The sequence below is a fragment of the Enterobacter sp. FUJ80071 genome, from assembly GCF_038739915.1.
GTDB classification, from domain to species: Bacteria; Pseudomonadota; Gammaproteobacteria; order Enterobacterales; family Enterobacteriaceae; genus Enterobacter; species Enterobacter kobei.
The window spans coordinates 1,424,791-1,442,931 of sequence record NZ_JBBXKH010000001.1; the positions used below are offsets into that span (position 1 = coordinate 1,424,791).

An 18,141-nucleotide genomic window follows, 5' to 3' on the forward strand; every position below is an offset into this window, starting at 1 on the left:
GCCCGGCTCAGCGTGAAGCGTAAGATCAGGAGACGTGCTGCAGGAACTCCTGCAAACGCTGGCTCGGCGGATTGGCAATCAGTTCCTGCGGGTTACCGTCTTCCGCGATACGACCTTTATCGATAAAGATCAGGCGGGACGCGACTTTCTCCGCAAAGCCGATTTCGTGGGTCACGATAACCATCGTCATCCCTTCCTCTGCCAGATCCTGCATGACTTTCAGCACTTCGTGGCGCAGCTCCGGGTCGAGTGCGGACGTTGGCTCATCAAACAGCATCATCTTCGGCTTCACTGCCAGCGCGCGGGCAATCGCGACGCGCTGCTGTTGACCACCGGAGAGCTCGGAAGGGTAGTGGTGCGCACGTTCTGCCAGACCCACTTTTGCCAGCAGATCTTTTGCCAGCGCTTCCGCCGCCGCTTTGCTGGCACCGCGCACGCGCAGCGGGCCGAACATCACGTTTTCCAGCGCCGTCAGGTGCGGGAACAGGTAGAACTGCTGGAACACCATGCCCGCTTCCTGGCGAATCAGGCGCTCGTCCACTTTCGGGTCATTGACCTTCAGACCGTCGACAATCAGATCGCCGCTGGTGATCTCTTCCAGTTTGTTAATGCAGCGCAGCAGAGTGGATTTACCGGAACCGGACGGTCCGATAATGACCACCACTTCACCCTGCGTAATATTCAGATCAATATTGTGCAGCACCTGGGTTGGGCCAAAGTGCTTGGAAACGTTTTTAAATTCAATCACAGGATTTTCATCCTTCTTTCAAGACGACGCAGAACGAAGCTCAGAACCAGAGTAATGATCAGGTAGACAACGGCTACCGCACTCCAGATTTCCAGCGCGCGGAAGTTGCCAGCAATGATCTCCTGCCCCTGACGGGTCAGCTCAGCCACGCCGATAACGATGAACAGCGACGTATCTTTAATACTGATGATCCACTGGTTACCCAGCGGTGGCAGCATGCGACGCAGCGCCAGCGGAAGAATGACGTGGCGGATCGTTTCGCGACGCGAAAGGCCCAGCGCCAGACCCGCTTCACTGAAACCTTTATGAATCGACAGCACCGCACCGCGGGTGATTTCCGCAATGTAGGCGCCCGAGTTGATCATAATGGTCACGACGGCTGCGCTGAACGGATCGATACGCAGGTCGGTGAAGGCCATTGGCAGGGCGAAGTAGATGAACATGACCTGCACGACAATCGGGGTGCCGCGGATCACTTCGATGAAAACCAGTGCGATGTGGTTTGCAATCCAGCCGCCGTAGGTGCGGGCGAAACCGGCGACAAGACCGATAATCAACCCGCCCACCAGACCCAGGACCGAAATCCACAGGGTCATTTTAGCGCCTTCAAGCAAGAGTGGAATGGCAGGCCAGATGGCGCTCCAGTCAAACTGCATGATGTATTCCTGTATACCGTGGTGAAAAACGAAAAATGTAGGCCCGGTAAACGTCAGCGCCACCGGGCGTTACAAACCTGATTTCAGGTGAAATTATTTAGGCTCAGTACCGAACCATTTTTTGTAGATTTCGTTATACGTGCCGTTCTCTTTAAGCGTTTTCAGCGCGCCGTTCACTTTCGTGCGCAGATCGTCGCTGCCTTTCGGGAATGCGATACCGTACTGCTGTGCTTCCAGAGAGTCGCCTACCGCTTTGAACTTGCCGTTACCTGCGGTTTTGATGAAGTACAGGATGTTCGGTGTATCGTGCAGAACAGCGTCAGCACGGTTGGTGCCGAGTTCCATGTACGCGTTGTCGATGTTCGGGAACTGACGCAGGTCTTTGGTTTTAATGTTCGCTTTTGCGTAATCCACGGAACCGGTACCGCCCTTCACTGCGACAACTTTACCGTCGAGGTCTTTCACGCTTTTGACGTCATTGTTATCGGCTTTGACCATGACCAGCAGACCACTTTTGTAGTAACCGTCAGAGAAGTCGATCGCTTTTTTACGCTCTTCGGTGATGGTGATACCCGCCAGGGCCAGATCAACGTTTTTGGTTTGCAGTGCCGGGATGATGCCGCTGAAGTCCATTGGCTTCAGGGTGTAATCCAGTTTGAGTTCTTTTGCGATAGCGGCCCACAAATCAACATCGAAGCCAACGTATTTATCACCCTGTTTGAATTCAAACGGAACGAACGCCGTGTCGGTCGCCACAACCAGTTTGTCGGCAGCCTGAGAGGACACCGCAAAAGCCAGGGTAAGTGCAGCCAGTGAAACTTTTAATACAGACTTCATAGCATTTCCTTTTATATCCACGGGGCGATCCCCTGAGAGAACGACAGGCACAATGAAAAAATCGTGCCAACTTTACAAGCTGTTGTTTTGCAAAGGGGATGGAGTCATGCATTGCACAAAAAACGGGGCAATGATGTTGTGTTGCACCATGATGGAGCACCATTTTGGTGCGCGTCGTTTGGCTCAACTGACGGGGAGATATTTAGCGTAAATTCTGACGAAAAAACAATCTTCCATTAACGGTTGTGTGAGGTGATTATTACAATTTCTTCACTTTTGCACCGTATCAGGCCAAAAGTGTGCACCATAGATGTGCAAAACCCTCACCGGAAGGCGAGGGTTCGATAGAAAAATCGTATGGATTACTCGATGTTAGATTCGATAAACCACAGGAACTGATCCAGATCGCGGGAGGCGGCGGTGAAGATATCTGCCGTATCCTCATCTTTGGCTTCGCTAATCGCTTTGCGCACGTCATTGGCCACAATCGCGTAACGGTCTGCCAGCTCTTTCAGGTGATCCTGCACGGTATGGATATCCAGCGGGTAGCTTTTCAGTGGCGTTTTACTGTTAATCACCTGCGTGGTACCCAGCGCAACACCACCCAACTGTACGGCACGTTCAGCCATCGTATCGAGGTGTGTCACCAGTGCTGTGCGGAAGCCATCCAGCATTTCATGAACGGCAATAAAGTTTGCACCGCGCATATTCCAGTGGGCCTGTTTGGTGATCAGCGAAAGATCGATGAGCTGGATCACCTGGCGATTCAGCAACTCAATGGTCGCTTTTTTGTCGCTATCCGATACATCGTTACGGGTATAAAGCAGATTAGACGCTTTCGTTTTCACCAGTTTAGCGGTACTCATAATCTCATATCCTCTTGATGTTAATGTCCCAGGTAATTACGGAACTAAGTATAGCACCGGATTTTTTCTCTGCGGTCTGGCTGTGCCTATCGGTTTAATAGCAAGAAGGAGGTTGATAATATAATTTACTGATATAAATAGATTATTTTAGAATTGATACAGATCAATCTTAATTGAGGACAGAGAAAAAAGGCCTGGCAGGATATTTCGATAATATGACAAAGTATGTAAGAAATTATAACGCCTGACGATCTGGCCTTTATTCTGCATGGCCACAAAGCCATGCAGAATATATGGCATCAGTTGATGTCGATTTTCTCAACTTTGGGTTCCGGGCGCATGGTGAGCGTTGACCCCATTGAGGCTGCAATAATAGAGCAGAGTGCCAGCGTCTGGGTAAACGTCAGCGTTTCGCCAAGGAATACCATTCCGGAGATTGCCGCCAGGGCAGGCTCCATGCTCATCAGGGTGCCAAAAATGCGTGTCGGCAGACGCGTCAGAGCGATCATCTCCAGAGAATAGGGGAGCGCCGTTGAGAGCACTGCGACCGCCAGTCCAATGGGCATAACTGACCATTGCCAGATAGACGCCGTGGCCTGCGCCATACCGATCGGCACAAAAACGATAGCCGCAATCACGGAACCCAGGGCGACCGTTGCCGGGCCATGTTCTTCGCCAGCGCGCTGCCCGGTGAGGATATAAACGGCCCAGCAGGCACCGGCTCCGAGAGCCAGCGCGGCACCCGTAAGATCAATCTCAGTGACATTCTGGCCGAGCGGCAACAGGAACCATAAGCCCAGCACCGCCAATACGACCCAGATAAAATCCACCGGACGACGGGAAGAGAAAAGTGCCACCGCCAGCGGACCGGTAAACTCCAGCGCGACGGCGATCCCGAGGGGGATGGTCTGGATGGAGAGGTAGAACATATAGTTCATCGCCCCAAGAGACAGACCATAAAACAGCAGGGGGAGACGTTGCTCTTTTTTGAAGCGCAGACGCCAGGGTTTGAAAATGGCAACCAGTATCGCCGTGCCCAGCACGATACGCAGGGCCGTCACCCCGGGTGCCCCTACCAGTGGAAAGAGCGATTTTGCCAGCGAGGCACCGCTTTGAATGGACAACATGGCAATGAGTATGACTGCTACCGGCAACCAGACCGACGACGTGCGGGATAACCCAGGCATCCTTTCTCCTGTCAGCTTCTGTCAAATGAAGTAAAGGTTGCAGTGTAAAGGAAATATACAGCGACGGTTGAGACTCTGTTGAAAAAAAAGCCCCATGAAATCCGTAAAATGGTTAACTACTGCTGGATTAATCGTCTTAAAGATTAGGAATAATCTGGATGAATGTAACAGCACAGACGCGCAATATGGGCGTTTTGTAGGAAAAATCGCATGTGATTTGAAAGAGTTAGCTGAGGTTGGAAACGTTCTGTTACAGGAAAGACCTCGTTAGACATCACGAATCACAAAGAGTTTCGCAAAATTTTTTGATATATTTAAAACTTACGGACTTACTTGAAGCACATTTGAGGTGGTTATGAAAAAAATTGCATGTCTTTCAGCACTGGCCGCTGTACTGGCTGTTTCCGCAGGTACCGCTGTAGCGGCTACTTCTACTGTAACCGGTGGTTACGCTCAGAGCGATATGCAGGGCGTAATGAACAAAACTAACGGTTTCAACCTGAAGTATCGTTACGAGCAGGATAACAACCCGCTGGGCGTGATCGGTTCTTTCACCTACACCGAGAAAGATCGTACTGAAAACGGCGCGTACAACAAAGGCCAGTACTACGGTATCACTGCTGGTCCAGCTTACCGTCTGAATGACTGGGCAAGCATCTACGGTGTTGTAGGTGTTGGCTACGGTAAATTCCAGCAGACCGAAAACCAGGGTCTGAACCGCACTGCAAGCACCAGCGACTACGGCTTCTCCTATGGCGCAGGCCTGCAGTTCAACCCAATCCAGGACGTTGCTCTGGACTTCTCCTATGAGCAGAGCCGTATCCGCAACGTTGACGTTGGCACCTGGATCGCGGGCGTAGGTTACCGCTTCTAATCACTCCGGTGATCGAATAAAAAATCCGCCCAATGTGGCGGATTTTTTTTTGTTTGTTCCCTCTCCACGTGGGAGAGGGTCAGGGCATCAGTCTGCACGAGACGGCAGAAATCACTTACTCTTAATATCAAAAATATCCGTACCCAGATGGTTATAGTCAACTTTCTGTAACTTGAAGTTGGTAACGTACACTGGGGGCGCTTTCTTGTTGGAGATGAACGGATACGTATTTTTTATCTCTTCGGCTTTAATCCCCGTCCACTGAGAGAAGAACTGCAGGAAATCATTCGCCGAACGGCGCGCTTTAATCACGCGATGCGTTTTATCATCACTCGACAGCACCATAAACGGTACCTGGAAGTTCTGCTGGAACTTGTCGTCATGGGCCAGGTATTGCACTTCTTTGCCACGCTCTTTAAACGCCAGCCCGTGATCCGAGAAATAGACCACAGAGAAACTGTCGCCCGTATTGCGCAGCTGATCGTACAGCTTGCTGAGCAGGTCGTCGGTTTGCGTCATGGTGTAGAGATAACAAGAGGTCTCTTTGGACTGCACGAAATCCACGTATTTCCCGTCAGTGCGATCGCAGGCCTGGGGGTGTGAGCCCATCAGGTGAAGGACAATCAGCTGAGGCTGGGTGCGTGGGGTGGCAAACACCTGCGCCGTCATTTTCAGCAACGCTTCGTCTTTCGTATTTTTGTCGGCCTCAAAGTCACCGCTCTTCAGGAACTGCACTTCGTCAGCACGCTTCGCGATACTGGCGATGGCCGTATCGTATTCGCCAATTTGCCCCTGATTAGAGAACCACCATGTCTGGAAACCTGCGCGGTTTGCCAGGGTAACAAAGTTATCCTGGTACTGGGGTTTGCCCTCTACCACACGGTTTAGCGTCAGACCCAGCGATTTCTGCGTCGAGCCACTGGCCGCGACATAATCAGTAAACAGGGTGCCATTGACCGAGCTGGCAAACGGCGTGTTATTCCAGTGTCCGCCGAATGCGCCCATTGCGTCGCGACGGGCACTCTCGCCGATCACCACCACGTAGGTATGGTATTTCGGCTTCACCGCCAGCACGTTCCAGGTGTCTTTCTTATTGGAAAGTTCAGCCATGCGCGCCTGCTCGTCGAGCACTTCTCTGTTATTCACGACAACGTCTTTCACGAAGCGGAAAACCGGATAGCCTACGTTAATGAGCCTTAACTTACCGTCCCAGGGAATATTCTGGATGGGGGCGACGAACGCCACGGCAATACTGAATACCAGACAAAGAATTTCGATCTTGCCCCAGGACTTTTTCTCAACTGACTGACGGCGGAGGGCAATAACCCCCAGCGCGAAGATAAAGAGCCCTACCACGTAGCTGTACCACGGGAAGATGGTCAGGATCTCCGTCGACTCTTCCATATTGGTCGAGTGAAGCGCGAGCAGGGTATTAAAGTTTGGCGAGCCATAAGCCTGGCCAAACGGGAAATAGAGGGCAGCGACCAGCGAACAGATCCCAATCAGCGTTTTTTGCACGCGCGGAGCGGCCCGCCACAGCACATGCAGAATGCAGGTGAACGCCACCGCATACAGCAGGCTGAAGGGATAGCCAAGTGCAAAGTTAATCAGCAATGACTGCAAAAAGTAAAACGCCGTCCACGGGCTTAAGGCCCGGCTACGGGTAACGACAGAATCTATCAGGGTTAAATTCATAGGTCACTATCATGGATAAAAACGCCATGTGCTCACCCTGGCGTCAAGGGTCATAACCTGCCTGACAGTGCGTAGAAAGGGAATGAGGGTCCGCTTCAGCGAGCCGCAAATAGTGCAGGGCTGCAAGAAGATAGTGCGAGCGCAAAATAATAGCAACAGTTGCTCAACAGATGTTTTGCGAAGAGGATTGCAAATCCGTAAAAAAGATCGGGAATAGGGCGGCCGGGAGCCAGTTTACAGCGGGAATGTGACGCAGAGATGAAGCGGCGTACCGCAACGCCGCTTAGTGGGAAGGTTTGTCGTCCTGATGCGGTTTGTTGTTAAACATATCGCACAGCATGTTCAACAGCATCAAGCGCACTTTAAAGGGAGAGTGGGTAAACACGGTCATACACCTCTTGAATTCGTTCATAAGACCTCCTGATTTTTGATCCCTTCGATCCGTGAAGGGTGACTGCATTACATACAGATATAGCACAGGCTATATTGTATAGCTATGGCTATTTCGTTAATTTTTTGTGCTTGCAGAGGGATGGTTTACAATGTGCGCTCTCGATACCGGGCGCTGGAAGCGTCACCCCACTGAGGAAGTACAATGAACCGTCGCGCAGGTAAGCCAACAATCAGAAAAACGACGCAGCTGGTGAATGTTGAAGAACATGTCGAAGGGTTTCGCCAGGTCCGTGAAGCGCACCGTCGTGAACTGATTGATGACTATGTTGAGCTGATTTCCGATCTGATCCGTGAAGTCGGGGAAGCGCGGCAGGTCGATATGGCCGCTAGACTGGGGGTATCACAGCCGACAGTGGCTAAAATGTTAAAACGTCTGGCTTCGGTGGGCTTAATTGAAATGATCCCCTGGCGCGGTGTATTTCTGACGCCGGAAGGGGAGAAGCTTGCGCAGGAGAGCCGCGAGCGTCACCAGTTGGTCGAGAACTTTTTACTGGTACTGGGCGTTAGCCCGGAGATTGCCCGCCGGGATGCGGAAGGAATGGAGCACCACGTAAGTGAAGAGACGCTGGTGAAGTTTCGTGAATTTACCCTTAAATACGGTCCCTCCGCTGAATGAAAATCCCCGGACTGCATGCCCTGGCACGCGATCGTTTCTTCCATCTCTTATTAATCATTGGCGCAGGGTTAAGCCTCTTTGTGCCGTTTGCGCCCCGCGCCTGGGTTGCCGCCATTGACTGGCGCACCATCATTACCCTGAGTGGGTTAATGATGCTGACCAAAGGGGTTGAGCTGAGCGGCTATTTTGACGTGCTGGGCCGTAAAATGGTGCGCCGTTTTGCCACCGAGCGCAGGCTGGCGCTGTTTATGGTCTTCTCCGCTGCGGTGCTGTCGACGTTTCTGACCAACGATGTGGCACTGTTTATCATCGTGCCCCTCACGCTGACGCTACGCAGGCTTTGCGAGATCCCGGTCAGCCGGCTGATCATCTTTGAAGCGCTGGCCGTGAACGCCGGTTCTCTGTTGACCCCTATCGGCAACCCGCAAAATATCCTGCTCTGGGGGCGGTCCGGCCTGTCGTTTGCCGCCTTTACCTGGCAGATGGCCCCGCTGGCACTGGTGATGATGCTGTCGCTACTGGCGGTATGCTGGTTTGCTTTTCCGGATAAAAAACTGCAGTACCATAGCGGAACCGCGGGCCCGCAGTGGCAGCCGCGTCTGGTCTGGAGCTGCCTCGGGTTGTACATCGTCTTTCTCATCGCGCTGGAACTGAAGGTTGAGCTGGCGGGTGTGCTGCTGGTCGCCGCAGGCTTTGTCGTGCTGGCACGCCGGGTGCTGGTGAGCGTGGACTGGACGCTGCTGCTGGTCTTTATGGCGATGTTTATTGATGTGCATCTTCTTATCCAGCTTCCGGTGCTGCAAAACGTGTTGCACAGCGTCAGCACGCTGTCTCAGCCGGGTCTGTGGCTGACGGCCATTGGCCTGTCGCAGTTTATCAGCAACGTGCCTTCCACCATTCTGCTGCTCAACTATGTTCCGCCTGACACCCTTCTGGCCTGGGCGGTGAACATTGGCGGGTTTGGGCTGCTGCCCGGCTCGCTGGCAAACCTCATTGCCCTGCGTATGGCCAGCGATCGTCGTATCTGGTGGCGCTTCCATCTCTGGTCCCTCCCCATGCTGGTGTGGGCTGCGGCGATCGGTTTCGGATTATTCCTTCTCATATAGTGCGCAATTTGTCAGTTTTTCCTGGCAAACGTATAGCAACGTCCTAGCTTTAGTGAACGGCATAGTGTGATGCCGCTCACTGACAGGACCGTTGCTGAACTATGGCTGAAGATCAAAAAACGCCTGCTGACGAGCAGGAAAACAACAATAATGAACGTAAGCGACCGGGCAAAAAACCGTTAATTATCCTCGGCATTGTCGTGGTAGTGATGGTTGTCGTGGCGCTGGTCTGGTGGTTTTTAACCCGTAACGAAGAGACAACTGACGACGCCTTTACCGATGGCGATGTGGTGACGATTGCCCCCAAAACGGCGGGCTATGTCACCGGGCTGCACGTGCGCGATAACCAGCGCGTTAAAAAAGGCGATCTGCTGGTGGTTATCGATCCACGCGATACCACCGCCCAGCGCGATCAGGCTCAGGCTCAGCTTGGACTGGCTATCGCGCAGCTCCATCAGGCCCAGGCGCAGCTGGCGCTCTCAAAAGTGCAGTATCCTGCCCAGCGTGACGAAGCGAAAGCGCAGGTACTGAAAGCGCAGGCCGATCTGGCGAACGCGCAGGCGGAGTACCGTCGTCAACGCGGCGTCGACCCGCGGGCGACCACGCAACAAAGTATTGATTCTGCGAACGCACAGCTACGCAGCGCGCAGGCTGCACTGGCCAGCGCCCAGGCGCAGCTGGAAGTGGCGGAGCAGGTTCAACTGCAAATTCGCCAGCAGGAAACCAACGTTGAAGCGCGTGAGCGTCAGGTCGAGCAGGCGAAAGCGCAGCTCGAAACGGCCAATCTGAATCTCTCCTACACCGAAGTCCGCGCCCCGTTCGACGGCTTTGTCACCAAACGCAACGTGCAGCCCGGGACGCTGGTGCAGGCGGGCACCGCGCTGTTCTCACTGGTTTCCCCTAACGTATGGGTGGTGGCGAACTTTAAAGAGTCCCAGCTTGAACGCATGAAGCCCGGCGATAAGGTCACCGTCTCCGTGGATGCGTGGCCGGATATGGAACTTGAGGGCCACGTCGACAGTATTCAGCAGGGCAGTGGCTCACGCTTCTCCGCTTTCCCGGCGGAAAATGCCACCGGCAACTTCGTCAAAATTGTGCAGCGCGTGCCGGTGAAAATCGTGATTGATAAGGGACTCGACCCGAATAAACCGCTGCCGCTGGGGCTGTCGGTGGCGCCGAAGGTGACAGTGGAATGACGGATCATAGCCACGACAGCTGGAAACCCGCCAGTAACCCGTGGGCGGTGGCGATTGTGGTCACCCTGGCGGTGTTTATGGAAATTCTGGACACCACCATCGTTAACGTGGCGCTGCCGCACGTCGCGGGTTCGCTCTCCTCCAGCTATGACGAATCGACCTGGGTTTTAACCAGCTATCTGGTGGCGAACGGCATCGTGCTGCCCATCTCGGCGTTTCTGAGCCGGGTGTTTGGCCGCAAGCAGTTCTTCTTAATCTGCATTGTGATGTTCACCGTCTGCTCGTTCCTGTGCGGGATCGCCACCGAGCTGTGGCAGATCATCCTGTTCCGCGTGATGCAGGGCTTCTTTGGCGGCGGGTTACAGCCTACCCAGCAGTCGGTGCTGCTCGACTACTTCAAGCCGGAGGACCGGGGCAAAGCGTTTGGTCTCTCCTCTATTGCGATTATCGTTGCGCCGGTGCTCGGCCCCACGCTCGGCGGCTGGATCACCGACAACTACTCCTGGCGCTGGGTGTTCTTTATCAACATCCCGGTGGGGATCGTCACGGTACTGGCGATCTATCAGCTGCTGGAAGATCCGCCGTGGGAAAGTAAATCGAAAGAGAAGCTAACCATCGACTGGACGGGGATCGGGCTGATCGCCTTAGGGCTCGGTTGTTTGCAGGTGATGCTGGACCGGGGAGAGGATGAAGACTGGTTCTACTCAAACTTTATCCGCACTTTCGCCGTGCTGACGCTGATCGGCATCATCGGCGCGATCTACTGGCTGGTGTATGCCAGAAAGCCGGTGGTGGATCTCTACTGCCTGAAAGACCGCAACTTCGCGATCTCCAGCCTGTTAATGGCTGGGATGGCGATGATTTTATACGGCAGCTCGGTGGTGATCCCGCAGCTGGCGCAGCAGGATCTGGGCTATACCGCCACCTGGTCCGGGCTGGTGCTGTCGCCCGGCGCGGTGCTGATTGTACTCACCATCCCGCTGGTGCTGAAGCTCATGCCGGTGGTGCAGACGCGCTGGATTATCGCCTTTGGCTTTACCTGCCTGGCGGCATCGTTCTTCTGGTCACGTACGCTGACGCCGGATATCGACTTCGAAACTCTGGTGCTGTTCCGCAGCGCTCAGTCGATTGGGCTGGGGTTCCTGTTTGTGCCGCTCACCACGATTGCCTTCATCTCGATACCGAGACGGCTCAACGCCGACGCGGCGGCGCTGTTTACCATGTTCCGCAACGTGGCGGGCTCGATTGGGATTTCGCTCTCGACGGCGGCCATTACCGAGCGCTCGCAGGCCCATAGCGCGCATCTGGCGTATCACGCTTCGCCGTTTAACGAGCAGTTTCAGCAGGCGATACGCGAAAGCGCCCAGGCGATCCAGAACTTCACGACTCAGGTGGGTGACCCAACCGGCATTGCCACCGGGCGGATGTACCAGACCATGATCGAGCAGTCGCGCTTCCTGGCCTACATCGACGTCTTCACCCTGCTGAGCGTGGTGGCCTTGTTACTGATTCCGTTTTGTTTGTTGCTCTCGCCGGTTAAGAGCGAGGGGAGTGCAGGAGCACATTGATGATACACAGACGTTTACACCCCCTGATGATAATGCTGCTGCTGGCTGGCTGTGCCGTGGGACCGGATTACCAGCCACCCGCGCCGCCGGCCGTCACGCACTGGAACGATAAGGGCGACAGCGGCGTGAAATCGCAAACCATCTCCGCTGCGACCAACCCGCGCTGGTGGAAAACCTTCGGCTCGCCGCAGCTCGATAGCCTCGTTGAACGGGCTATTGCCGGAAACCTGACCCTGCAGCAAACGGTGCTACGCATTGCCGGGGCGCGTGAACAGATTAATCAGGCAGGCGGAGCATTTTTCCCGTCGGTTAACGGCAATCTACAGGCGACGCGCCAACAGCTCGGGCTGGAAGGCGAGCTGAAATCCCACGGCGTGTATGACCAGCTGGATAATGTCGATCCAGCCCTGCGGGGCGCGTTAGGCCCGCTGACGCAGCCGATCAACCTCTACCAGGGCAGTTTCGACGCCCAGTGGGAAATTGACCTGTGGGGCAAGGTGCGCCGTCAGGTGGAAGCCGCGGAAGCCCAGCAGAAGGCGGCTATCGAGCAGCGTAACGACGCGCTGGTGTCGCTGGAAGCGGAAGTGGCGCGGGCGTGGCTACAGCTGCGCGGCGCGCAGAGCATTATCGCCACCCTGAACACCCAGATTGAGAGCGCGCAGCAGACGCTGGATCTCACCGAAAGCCGTCAGCGCGGCGGGCTCTCGCCACAGATGGACGTAGAAAATGCCCGGGCGCAGCTGGGAAATCTGGAAGCGCAACTGCCGCAATATCAGGCGCAGGCGCGGCAGGCGATGAACGGCCTGGCAATCCTCCTCGGCAAGCCGCCGGGCGCACTGGATGCCGAACTCCAGTCAGCGCAGCCAATGCCTGCGCTGCCGGATATCGTGCAAACGGGCATTCCGTCAACGCTGGCGCGCCGTCGTCCGGACGTGCGTGAGGCGGAGGCGAATCTTCATGCCGCCACGGCGCAAATCGGCGTCTCGGTGGCCGAGCTGTTCCCGAGTTTTACCCTCTCCGGGCAGTTTGGCCTGCGTAACAGCGAAACCAACTGGCTGACCGACTGGAGCAGCCATTTCTACAGCTTCGGTCCGCAGGTTTCTATTCCGATTTTCCAGGGCGGACGACTGGTCTCCAGCGTGAAGGTGGCGCGCGTGCAGCAGGGGGCAGCGGTGCTGGACTATCGGCAGACGGTGCTCACCGCGCTCGGCGATGTTGAAAACGCGCTGGTCAGCTACCGCACCGACCAGCAGCGTGAAGCGGGCCTCGCAAAAACGATCGACGCCCTGCAAAACGCCTTTGACTTAGCCAGCGACAGCTACCGACAGGGCATCGCCAGCTTTATCGACGTACTGGATGCCCAGCGTCAGCTCGCCCAGGCTCAGCAGCAGCGCGCTCAGGCGCAGGTGCAAAGCGCGCTCGATCTGGTGGCGCTCTACAAGGCGCTTGGCGGCGGCTGGGAGCCGTATCAGCAGGTGCAGCTCCCGGATTACAGCGTCTTTGGCGACGCCCCGCGCGGATAAATTCAGAGGATTGGGCAAGAAACGGACAGGAACGCCACATTCGCGATGACAGAGGGGCGGGTATAACTAACTGGCACCCATTCGACATGTGAGGAATGACTTATGCGTTATCAAAAACTGGGCAACACCGGTCTGTTTGTTTCTGAACTCTGCCTCGGGACCATGACCTTCGGCGGGGAAGGCGGCATGTGGGGCAAGATTGGCCAGCTGCAGCAGAGCGAAGCCGAACAGCTGGTGGGCCGCGCGCTGGATGCCGGGATCAACTTTATCGACACCGCCGACGTTTACTCGGAAGGGCGCTCGGAGGAGATCACCGGCCAGGCGCTGAAGAACCTGAAAGTTCCGCGGGAGAACGTGGTAGTCGCGACCAAAGTGTTCGGTGAAACCGGCACCGCGGGCGTGAACTCGCGCGGCAGCTCGCGGTATCACATCATCGGCAGCGTGAAGGAGAGTCTGCGCCGCCTGCAGCTGGATCATATCGATCTCTACCAGCTGCACGGCTTTGACCCTGCCACCCCCATTGAAGAGACGCTCCGTGCGCTGGATACCCTGGTACAGCACGGCCACGTGCGCTATATCGGCGTCTCGAACTGGGCAGCGTGGCAGATTGCCAAAGCGCTTGGCATCTCCGAGCGTCTGGGGCTGGCACGCTTCGCGTCTTTACAGGCGTATTACACCATCGCCGGGCGCGATCTTGAGCGCGAGCTGGTGCCGATGATGCAGAGCGAAGGCGTCGGGCTGATGGTCTGGAGCCCGCTGGCGGGCGGTCTGCTGAGCGGGAAATACGATCGCAACGGGCAGAGCGAATCGGGCGGGCGCCGTCTGGAGTTTGACTTCCCGCCGGTCAATAAAGATCGCGCCTTCGACTGCGTGGATGTAATGCGCACGATTGCCGAAAGCAAAGGCGTCTCCGTCGCGCAGATCGCGCTGGCGTGGCTGCTTCATCAGAAAGCGGTAACTAGCGTGATCGTGGGCGCGAAACGCGTCGATCAGTTGAATGACAATATCGCCGCAACCGGGATCCGCTTAAGCGAAGACGAGCTTAAAAAGCTTGATGCCGTCAGCGCGTTGCCGGGGGAATACCCGGGCTGGATGCTTGAGCGCCAGGGGGAATATCGTCGTAACCAGCTTGCACAGCAATAACCGTCCTCTCCCCGGTGGCGCTTCGCTTACCGGGGCTACTTTCCGTAGGCATTATTTCAATCCATCTCACAAAAAACGATCCTCCCCTTTGATCACCTTTTCATCTTCGCCTATATGACTAGTCATGAAATTTAAAATGACTAGTCATATAGGGAGGGAGCATGAATACATCGCTGCCAGCCAATTTTTTATGGGGCAACTCGGTCTCCAGCATGCAGACGGAAGGGGCATGGAACGAGGGCGGAAAGGGCATGTCGGTCTACGACATTCGTGAAGCCGGGGAAAATATCTCCGACTGGAAAGTGGCGACCGACTCCTACCACCGCTACAGGGAAGATTTCGACCTGATGCAGGATCTGGGCATGAACTGCTACCGCTTTCAGATCTCATGGAGCCGTGTCTGCCCGCAGGGTGATGGCGCGTTCAACGACGAGGGGATCGCCTTTTACGACCGATTTATTGACGATCTTATCGCGCGCGGCATCGAGCCGATGATCTGCCTCTATCACTTCGATATGCCGTTGGCGCTGGCGCAGGAGTACAACGGATTTAACGATCGCCGCGTGATGGAGGCCTTTATCCGCTACGGCAAGAAGATGATCGACTGCTTTGGCGACCGGGTGAAGTACTGGCTGACCTTCAACGAGCAGAACATTTTCCATATGCCGGAAGCCTTCCGCATTTCCGGTTACCTGAAAGGGGAGCAAACTCTTCGCGAGCTCTATGAGTTACAGCACCATGCGATGGTGGCGCATATGTCGCTGACCGAGTATCTGCACCAGACCAAACCGGGCCAGCTGATGGGCGGCATGCTGGCGCACCAGCTGATTTACCCGGCGACCTGCAAACCGCGCGATATCTTCTGCGCCCAGCAGTACGATGAATTCCTCAACCAGAACCTGCTGCGCGTTTTTGCGGGTCAGGGTTACAGCCCGGCGGTGATGGCGGTGGTGGAGCAGGAAGGCTTTGGCGATATCTACCGCGACGAAGATTTAGCGCTGCTGGCGCGCACCAAAAACGACTTTATGGCCTTCAGCTATTACGCCAGCAAAACGCTGGACAGCGATGCCATCCCGGAAGGCACGCCGGTCAACTATTACCTGCTACACGGTGAGAAAAATAACCCGTACCTGAAAGCCACCGAGTGGAACTGGCAGATCGACCCTATGGGCTTTCGCACCATCATCACCCGCTACGCCAACGACTGGCGGATGCCGGTCTTCCCGATTGAAAACGGTATTGGCGTGATTGAGTCCTGGGACGGCGTCAACCCGATTGAGGACACCTACCGCATCGACTACCACCGGGCGCATATCGACGCAATGAAAGCGGCGATGTTCGAAGATGGCGCAGAGGTCATCGGCTACCTCGGCTGGGGGTTAATCGACATTCTCAGCTCCCAGGGCGACATGCGTAAGCGCTACGGCGTGGTCTACGTCAACCGAGAAAACCACGACCTGAAAGACCTGAAGCGCGTGCCGAAGAAAAGCTACGCCTGGCTGAAACAGGTCATTCATACCAACGGACGCGAGATGTAAGCCGTACGCTGCCGGGCCGTTTTTGTGACTGATTGATGGGAACTATCCGCTATGTCTGAAACAAAAATCACACCGCATATGCAGTCCTTTGTCGATAAATTTGTTGAGTTCTCGGCGCGCCTGGCAAACCAGGTGCACCTGCGCTCCCTGCGCGATGCCTTCGCCACGGTGATGCCGATTTTCATCCTTGCCGGTCTGGCGGTGCTGGTGAACAACGTGGTGTTCCCGTGGATTTTTGACGGCGACACGCTCACGCAGTTTAAGGTCTGGGGGGAGGCGATAATCAACGGCACGCTGAATATCGCCGCGCTGCTGCTGGCCCCGATGATTGCCTGGTCGCTGGCGCGCAATAAAGATTTCGACAATCCGGTCTCGGCAGTGGTTATCGCCGTCAGCAGTTTTATCATCATGATGCCGATGCGCCTGCAGTTGACGCCCGTCGGCAGCGAGACCACGGTGAACGTCACTCAGGTACTGACGTTCGCCAATATCGGCTCTACCGGGATTTTTGCCGGAGTGCTGATCGGGCTACTCTCAACGGAGCTGTTTATTGCCATTTCGCGGCTCAAGGCGCTGCACATTTCGCTGGGGGAAAATGTGCCTCCGGCGGTGAGTAAATCCTTTACCGCGCTGATCCCAACCATTCTGACATTGTCAGTATTTGCCGTGCTGGCAGCACTGCTGGCAAACGTGCTGCACACGGACCTGATCCATCTCATCACGACCTTTATCCAGCAGCCGCTGCGGCTGATCAACACCAGCCTGCCGGGAACGATTTTTATCTACAGCTTCGGTAACTTCCTGTTCACGCTAGGGATTCATCAGTCGGTGGTCAACAGCGTGGTACTGGAACCGTTCCTGCTGATCAACACCAACGAGAACATGCTGGCCTTTGCCAATGGCCAGCCCATCCCGCATATCATCAACAACATCTTCGTGCCGACGTTTGGCATGGTGGGCGGGACGGGCAGCACCATTTCGCTGCTGATCGCCATCTTTATCTTCTCCCGGCAGAAGTCGGCGAAGCAGGTGGCGCGCCTGTCGCTGGCGCCCGGTTTATTCAACATCAACGAGCCGGTGATTTTTGGCCTGCCGATTGTCTTTAACCTGCCGCTGATGATCCCGTTTGTGCTGTTGCCCGCGATTGGCATTTACGTTGCCTGGCTCTGCACCACGCTGGGGTTAATGTCGCGCTGCGTGGTAATGATCCCGTGGACCACGCCGCCGATTCTGAGCGCCTGGCTGGCCACGGCAGGGGACTGGCGGGCGGTGGTGGTGCAGTTGGCAATCATTGTTTTTGGTGTATTCTTCTACCTGCCTTTCCTCAAGATTGCCGAGCGAGTGGCGTTGAAAAACAGCGGGATAGAAAACTAACTGAAAGGAAGGACGATGGCGGCGAAGTACATCACCATAGCGCGGGAAATTAAAAAACGCATTATCAGCCAGCAGTACGCCGCCAATGAACCACTTCCGGACCAGTTTGCGCTGGCGGCGGAGTTCAGCACCAGCCGGATGACCATCCAGCAGGCGATGCGCCAGCTGATTGTCGAAGGTCTGGTTTATACCCGTCAGGGGCAGGGCACCTTTATCCGCAAAAACTTCCTTCAGCTTTCCCAGTGGGATCTCTCCGGCAGCGACTATTTTGGTGCCACCAAAACCTGGGAACATCTGGGTACGGTCACGAGCCAGGTGGTGCATTTTGAACTGCGCTTCCCGAACGAGAAAGAGCAGGCGTCGCTGATGATTAATGCCGATGCGCCGGTCTATGATTTTATTCGCCTGCGTTTATTAAACGGTGAACCGATGTCGCTGGATTCAACGGTAATGCCGATGACCCTGGTGCCCGGCCTGACGAAAAGCCATCTTGACGGTTCGGTGTTTCAGTATGTTCAGGAGACGCTGGGGCTGAAAATTATGGGGTCATACAGGGTGGTGCGGGCGCTAAAACCCAATGCGCTGGACAGGCAACATCTGGTCTGCGAGGAAACCGATCCGGTGCTGGAGGTGGAGCAGGTCATTTATCTGGAAGATGGCACGCCGCTGGAATATGCCCACTGCCACTATCGGTACGACCACGGCGGGATAGTTATCGTGAATAACGGGTAAAAAAAAGCGGGCATCGAAGCCCGCTTTTT

17 protein-coding genes are annotated in these 18,141 nt (G+C 55.4%); 10 read left to right on the top strand and 7 right to left on the bottom strand.

The window, feature by feature from the left end:
- Positions 1 to 25 precede the first annotated feature (25 nt).
- The 5 genes from glnQ to rhtA form a co-directional block, all read right to left on the bottom strand.
- Positions 26 to 748 carry a glutamine ABC transporter ATP-binding protein GlnQ gene (gene glnQ, locus AAER43_RS06830; RefSeq protein ID WP_045134224.1) on the bottom strand — a complete coding sequence of 241 codons (723 nt, stop codon included), beginning with the start codon at positions 746 to 748 and terminating at the stop codon, positions 26 to 28.
- Positions 745 to 1,404 (bottom strand): glutamine ABC transporter permease GlnP, encoded by a 660-nt coding sequence (gene glnP, locus AAER43_RS06835; RefSeq protein WP_003858462.1) that lies wholly within the window; start codon positions 1,402 to 1,404, stop codon positions 745 to 747. Before glnP ends, glnQ begins: the two co-directional genes overlap by 4 nt.
- A gap of 93 nt (positions 1,405 to 1,497) precedes the next feature.
- Positions 1,498 to 2,241, bottom strand: coding sequence for a glutamine ABC transporter substrate-binding protein GlnH (gene glnH / locus AAER43_RS06840; protein WP_014883108.1), 744 nt, complete (start codon positions 2,239 to 2,241; stop codon positions 1,498 to 1,500).
- A gap of 362 nt (positions 2,242 to 2,603) precedes the next feature.
- Positions 2,604 to 3,107, bottom strand: a complete 504-nt coding sequence (dps, locus tag AAER43_RS06845; protein WP_050861562.1) for a DNA starvation/stationary phase protection protein Dps — start codon at positions 3,105 to 3,107, stop codon at positions 2,604 to 2,606.
- Positions 3,108 to 3,406: 299 nt separating this feature from the next.
- Positions 3,407 to 4,294 carry a threonine/homoserine exporter RhtA gene (gene rhtA / locus AAER43_RS06850; protein ID WP_014883109.1) on the bottom strand — a complete coding sequence of 296 codons (888 nt, stop codon included), beginning with the start codon at positions 4,292 to 4,294 and terminating at the stop codon, positions 3,407 to 3,409.
- 355 nt (positions 4,295 to 4,649) lie between these two features.
- Here rhtA and ompX point away from each other — a divergent pair, with 355 nt between their 5' ends.
- Positions 4,650 to 5,168, top strand: a complete 519-nt coding sequence (ompX, locus tag AAER43_RS06855; protein WP_014883110.1) for an outer membrane protein OmpX — start codon at positions 4,650 to 4,652, stop codon at positions 5,166 to 5,168.
- Between the two features lie 111 nt (positions 5,169 to 5,279).
- Here ompX and AAER43_RS06860 read toward each other — a convergent pair whose 3' ends face one another.
- A complete protein-coding gene (locus AAER43_RS06860; RefSeq protein WP_050861564.1) occupies positions 5,280 to 6,863 on the bottom strand; it encodes a phosphoethanolamine transferase in 1,584 nt (527 codons plus the stop codon).
- Between the two features lie 283 nt (positions 6,864 to 7,146).
- On the bottom strand, positions 7,147 to 7,275 hold the full coding sequence (mntS, locus tag AAER43_RS06865; protein ID WP_014831181.1) for a manganase accumulation protein MntS: 129 nt from the start codon (positions 7,273 to 7,275) through the stop codon (positions 7,147 to 7,149).
- A 183-nt stretch (positions 7,276 to 7,458) separates the two neighbouring features.
- On the opposite strand from mntS, the gene mntR reads away from it, so the two are divergent.
- From mntR to AAER43_RS06910, 9 genes are all read left to right on the top strand, one after another.
- Positions 7,459 to 7,932 (top strand): manganese-binding transcriptional regulator MntR, encoded by a 474-nt coding sequence (gene mntR, locus AAER43_RS06870; protein ID WP_014169260.1) that lies wholly within the window; start codon positions 7,459 to 7,461, stop codon positions 7,930 to 7,932.
- The gene (locus AAER43_RS06875) at positions 7,929 to 9,038 is read left to right on the top strand and encodes an anion transporter (RefSeq protein WP_023332471.1); all 1,110 of its coding nucleotides are present in this window, start codon (positions 7,929 to 7,931) and stop codon (positions 9,036 to 9,038) included. Before mntR ends, AAER43_RS06875 begins: the two co-directional genes overlap by 4 nt.
- Before the next feature lie 101 nt (positions 9,039 to 9,139).
- A complete protein-coding gene (locus AAER43_RS06880) occupies positions 9,140 to 10,234 on the top strand; it encodes an HlyD family secretion protein (protein ID WP_014883112.1) in 1,095 nt (364 codons plus the stop codon).
- The gene (locus AAER43_RS06885; RefSeq protein WP_045134221.1) at positions 10,231 to 11,802 is read left to right on the top strand and encodes a DHA2 family efflux MFS transporter permease subunit; all 1,572 of its coding nucleotides are present in this window, start codon (positions 10,231 to 10,233) and stop codon (positions 11,800 to 11,802) included. The genes AAER43_RS06880 and AAER43_RS06885 overlap by 4 nt, the downstream gene beginning before the upstream one ends.
- Entirely contained in the window at positions 11,802 to 13,325 is a 1,524-nt protein-coding gene (locus AAER43_RS06890; protein WP_050861565.1) for an efflux transporter outer membrane subunit, read from the top strand. Before AAER43_RS06885 ends, AAER43_RS06890 begins: the two co-directional genes overlap by 1 nt.
- 102 nt (positions 13,326 to 13,427) lie before the next feature.
- Entirely contained in the window at positions 13,428 to 14,468 is a 1,041-nt protein-coding gene (locus AAER43_RS06895; protein WP_014883115.1) for an aldo/keto reductase, read from the top strand.
- A 161-nt stretch (positions 14,469 to 14,629) separates the two neighbouring features.
- Entirely contained in the window at positions 14,630 to 16,006 is a 1,377-nt protein-coding gene (locus AAER43_RS06900; RefSeq protein ID WP_023336963.1) for a glycoside hydrolase family 1 protein, read from the top strand.
- A 51-nt stretch (positions 16,007 to 16,057) separates the two neighbouring features.
- Positions 16,058 to 17,380 carry a PTS transporter subunit EIIC gene (locus AAER43_RS06905; RefSeq protein ID WP_014883117.1) on the top strand — a complete coding sequence of 441 codons (1,323 nt, stop codon included), beginning with the start codon at positions 16,058 to 16,060 and terminating at the stop codon, positions 17,378 to 17,380.
- Positions 17,381 to 17,395: 15 nt separating this feature from the next.
- Entirely contained in the window at positions 17,396 to 18,112 is a 717-nt protein-coding gene (locus tag AAER43_RS06910) for a GntR family transcriptional regulator (RefSeq protein WP_014883118.1), read from the top strand.
- Positions 18,113 to 18,141 lie beyond the last annotated feature (29 nt).

Coding starts and splice junctions, on each gene's coding strand:
- glnH (WP_014883108.1), bottom strand. CDS start 2,241: ATGAAGTCTGTATTAAAAGTTTCACTGGCTGCACTTACCCTGGCTTTT.
- AAER43_RS06880 (WP_014883112.1), top strand. CDS start 9,140: ATGGCTGAAGATCAAAAAACGCCTGCTGACGAGCAGGAAAACAACAAT.
- dps (WP_050861562.1), bottom strand. CDS start 3,107: ATGAGTACCGCTAAACTGGTGAAAACGAAAGCGTCTAATCTGCTTTAT.
- AAER43_RS06900 (WP_023336963.1), top strand. CDS start 14,630: ATGAATACATCGCTGCCAGCCAATTTTTTATGGGGCAACTCGGTCTCC.
- mntR (WP_014169260.1), top strand. CDS start 7,459: ATGAACCGTCGCGCAGGTAAGCCAACAATCAGAAAAACGACGCAGCTG.
- AAER43_RS06895 (WP_014883115.1), top strand. CDS start 13,428: ATGCGTTATCAAAAACTGGGCAACACCGGTCTGTTTGTTTCTGAACTC.
- rhtA (WP_014883109.1), bottom strand. CDS start 4,294: ATGCCTGGGTTATCCCGCACGTCGTCGGTCTGGTTGCCGGTAGCAGTC.
- mntS (WP_014831181.1), bottom strand. CDS start 7,275: ATGAACGAATTCAAGAGGTGTATGACCGTGTTTACCCACTCTCCCTTT.
- AAER43_RS06885 (WP_045134221.1), top strand. CDS start 10,231: ATGACGGATCATAGCCACGACAGCTGGAAACCCGCCAGTAACCCGTGG.
- AAER43_RS06905 (WP_014883117.1), top strand. CDS start 16,058: ATGTCTGAAACAAAAATCACACCGCATATGCAGTCCTTTGTCGATAAA.
- AAER43_RS06910 (WP_014883118.1), top strand. CDS start 17,396: ATGGCGGCGAAGTACATCACCATAGCGCGGGAAATTAAAAAACGCATT.
- AAER43_RS06890 (WP_050861565.1), top strand. CDS start 11,802: ATGATACACAGACGTTTACACCCCCTGATGATAATGCTGCTGCTGGCT.
- glnP (WP_003858462.1), bottom strand. CDS start 1,404: ATGCAGTTTGACTGGAGCGCCATCTGGCCTGCCATTCCACTCTTGCTT.
- ompX (WP_014883110.1), top strand. CDS start 4,650: ATGAAAAAAATTGCATGTCTTTCAGCACTGGCCGCTGTACTGGCTGTT.
- AAER43_RS06875 (WP_023332471.1), top strand. CDS start 7,929: ATGAAAATCCCCGGACTGCATGCCCTGGCACGCGATCGTTTCTTCCAT.
- AAER43_RS06860 (WP_050861564.1), bottom strand. CDS start 6,863: ATGAATTTAACCCTGATAGATTCTGTCGTTACCCGTAGCCGGGCCTTA.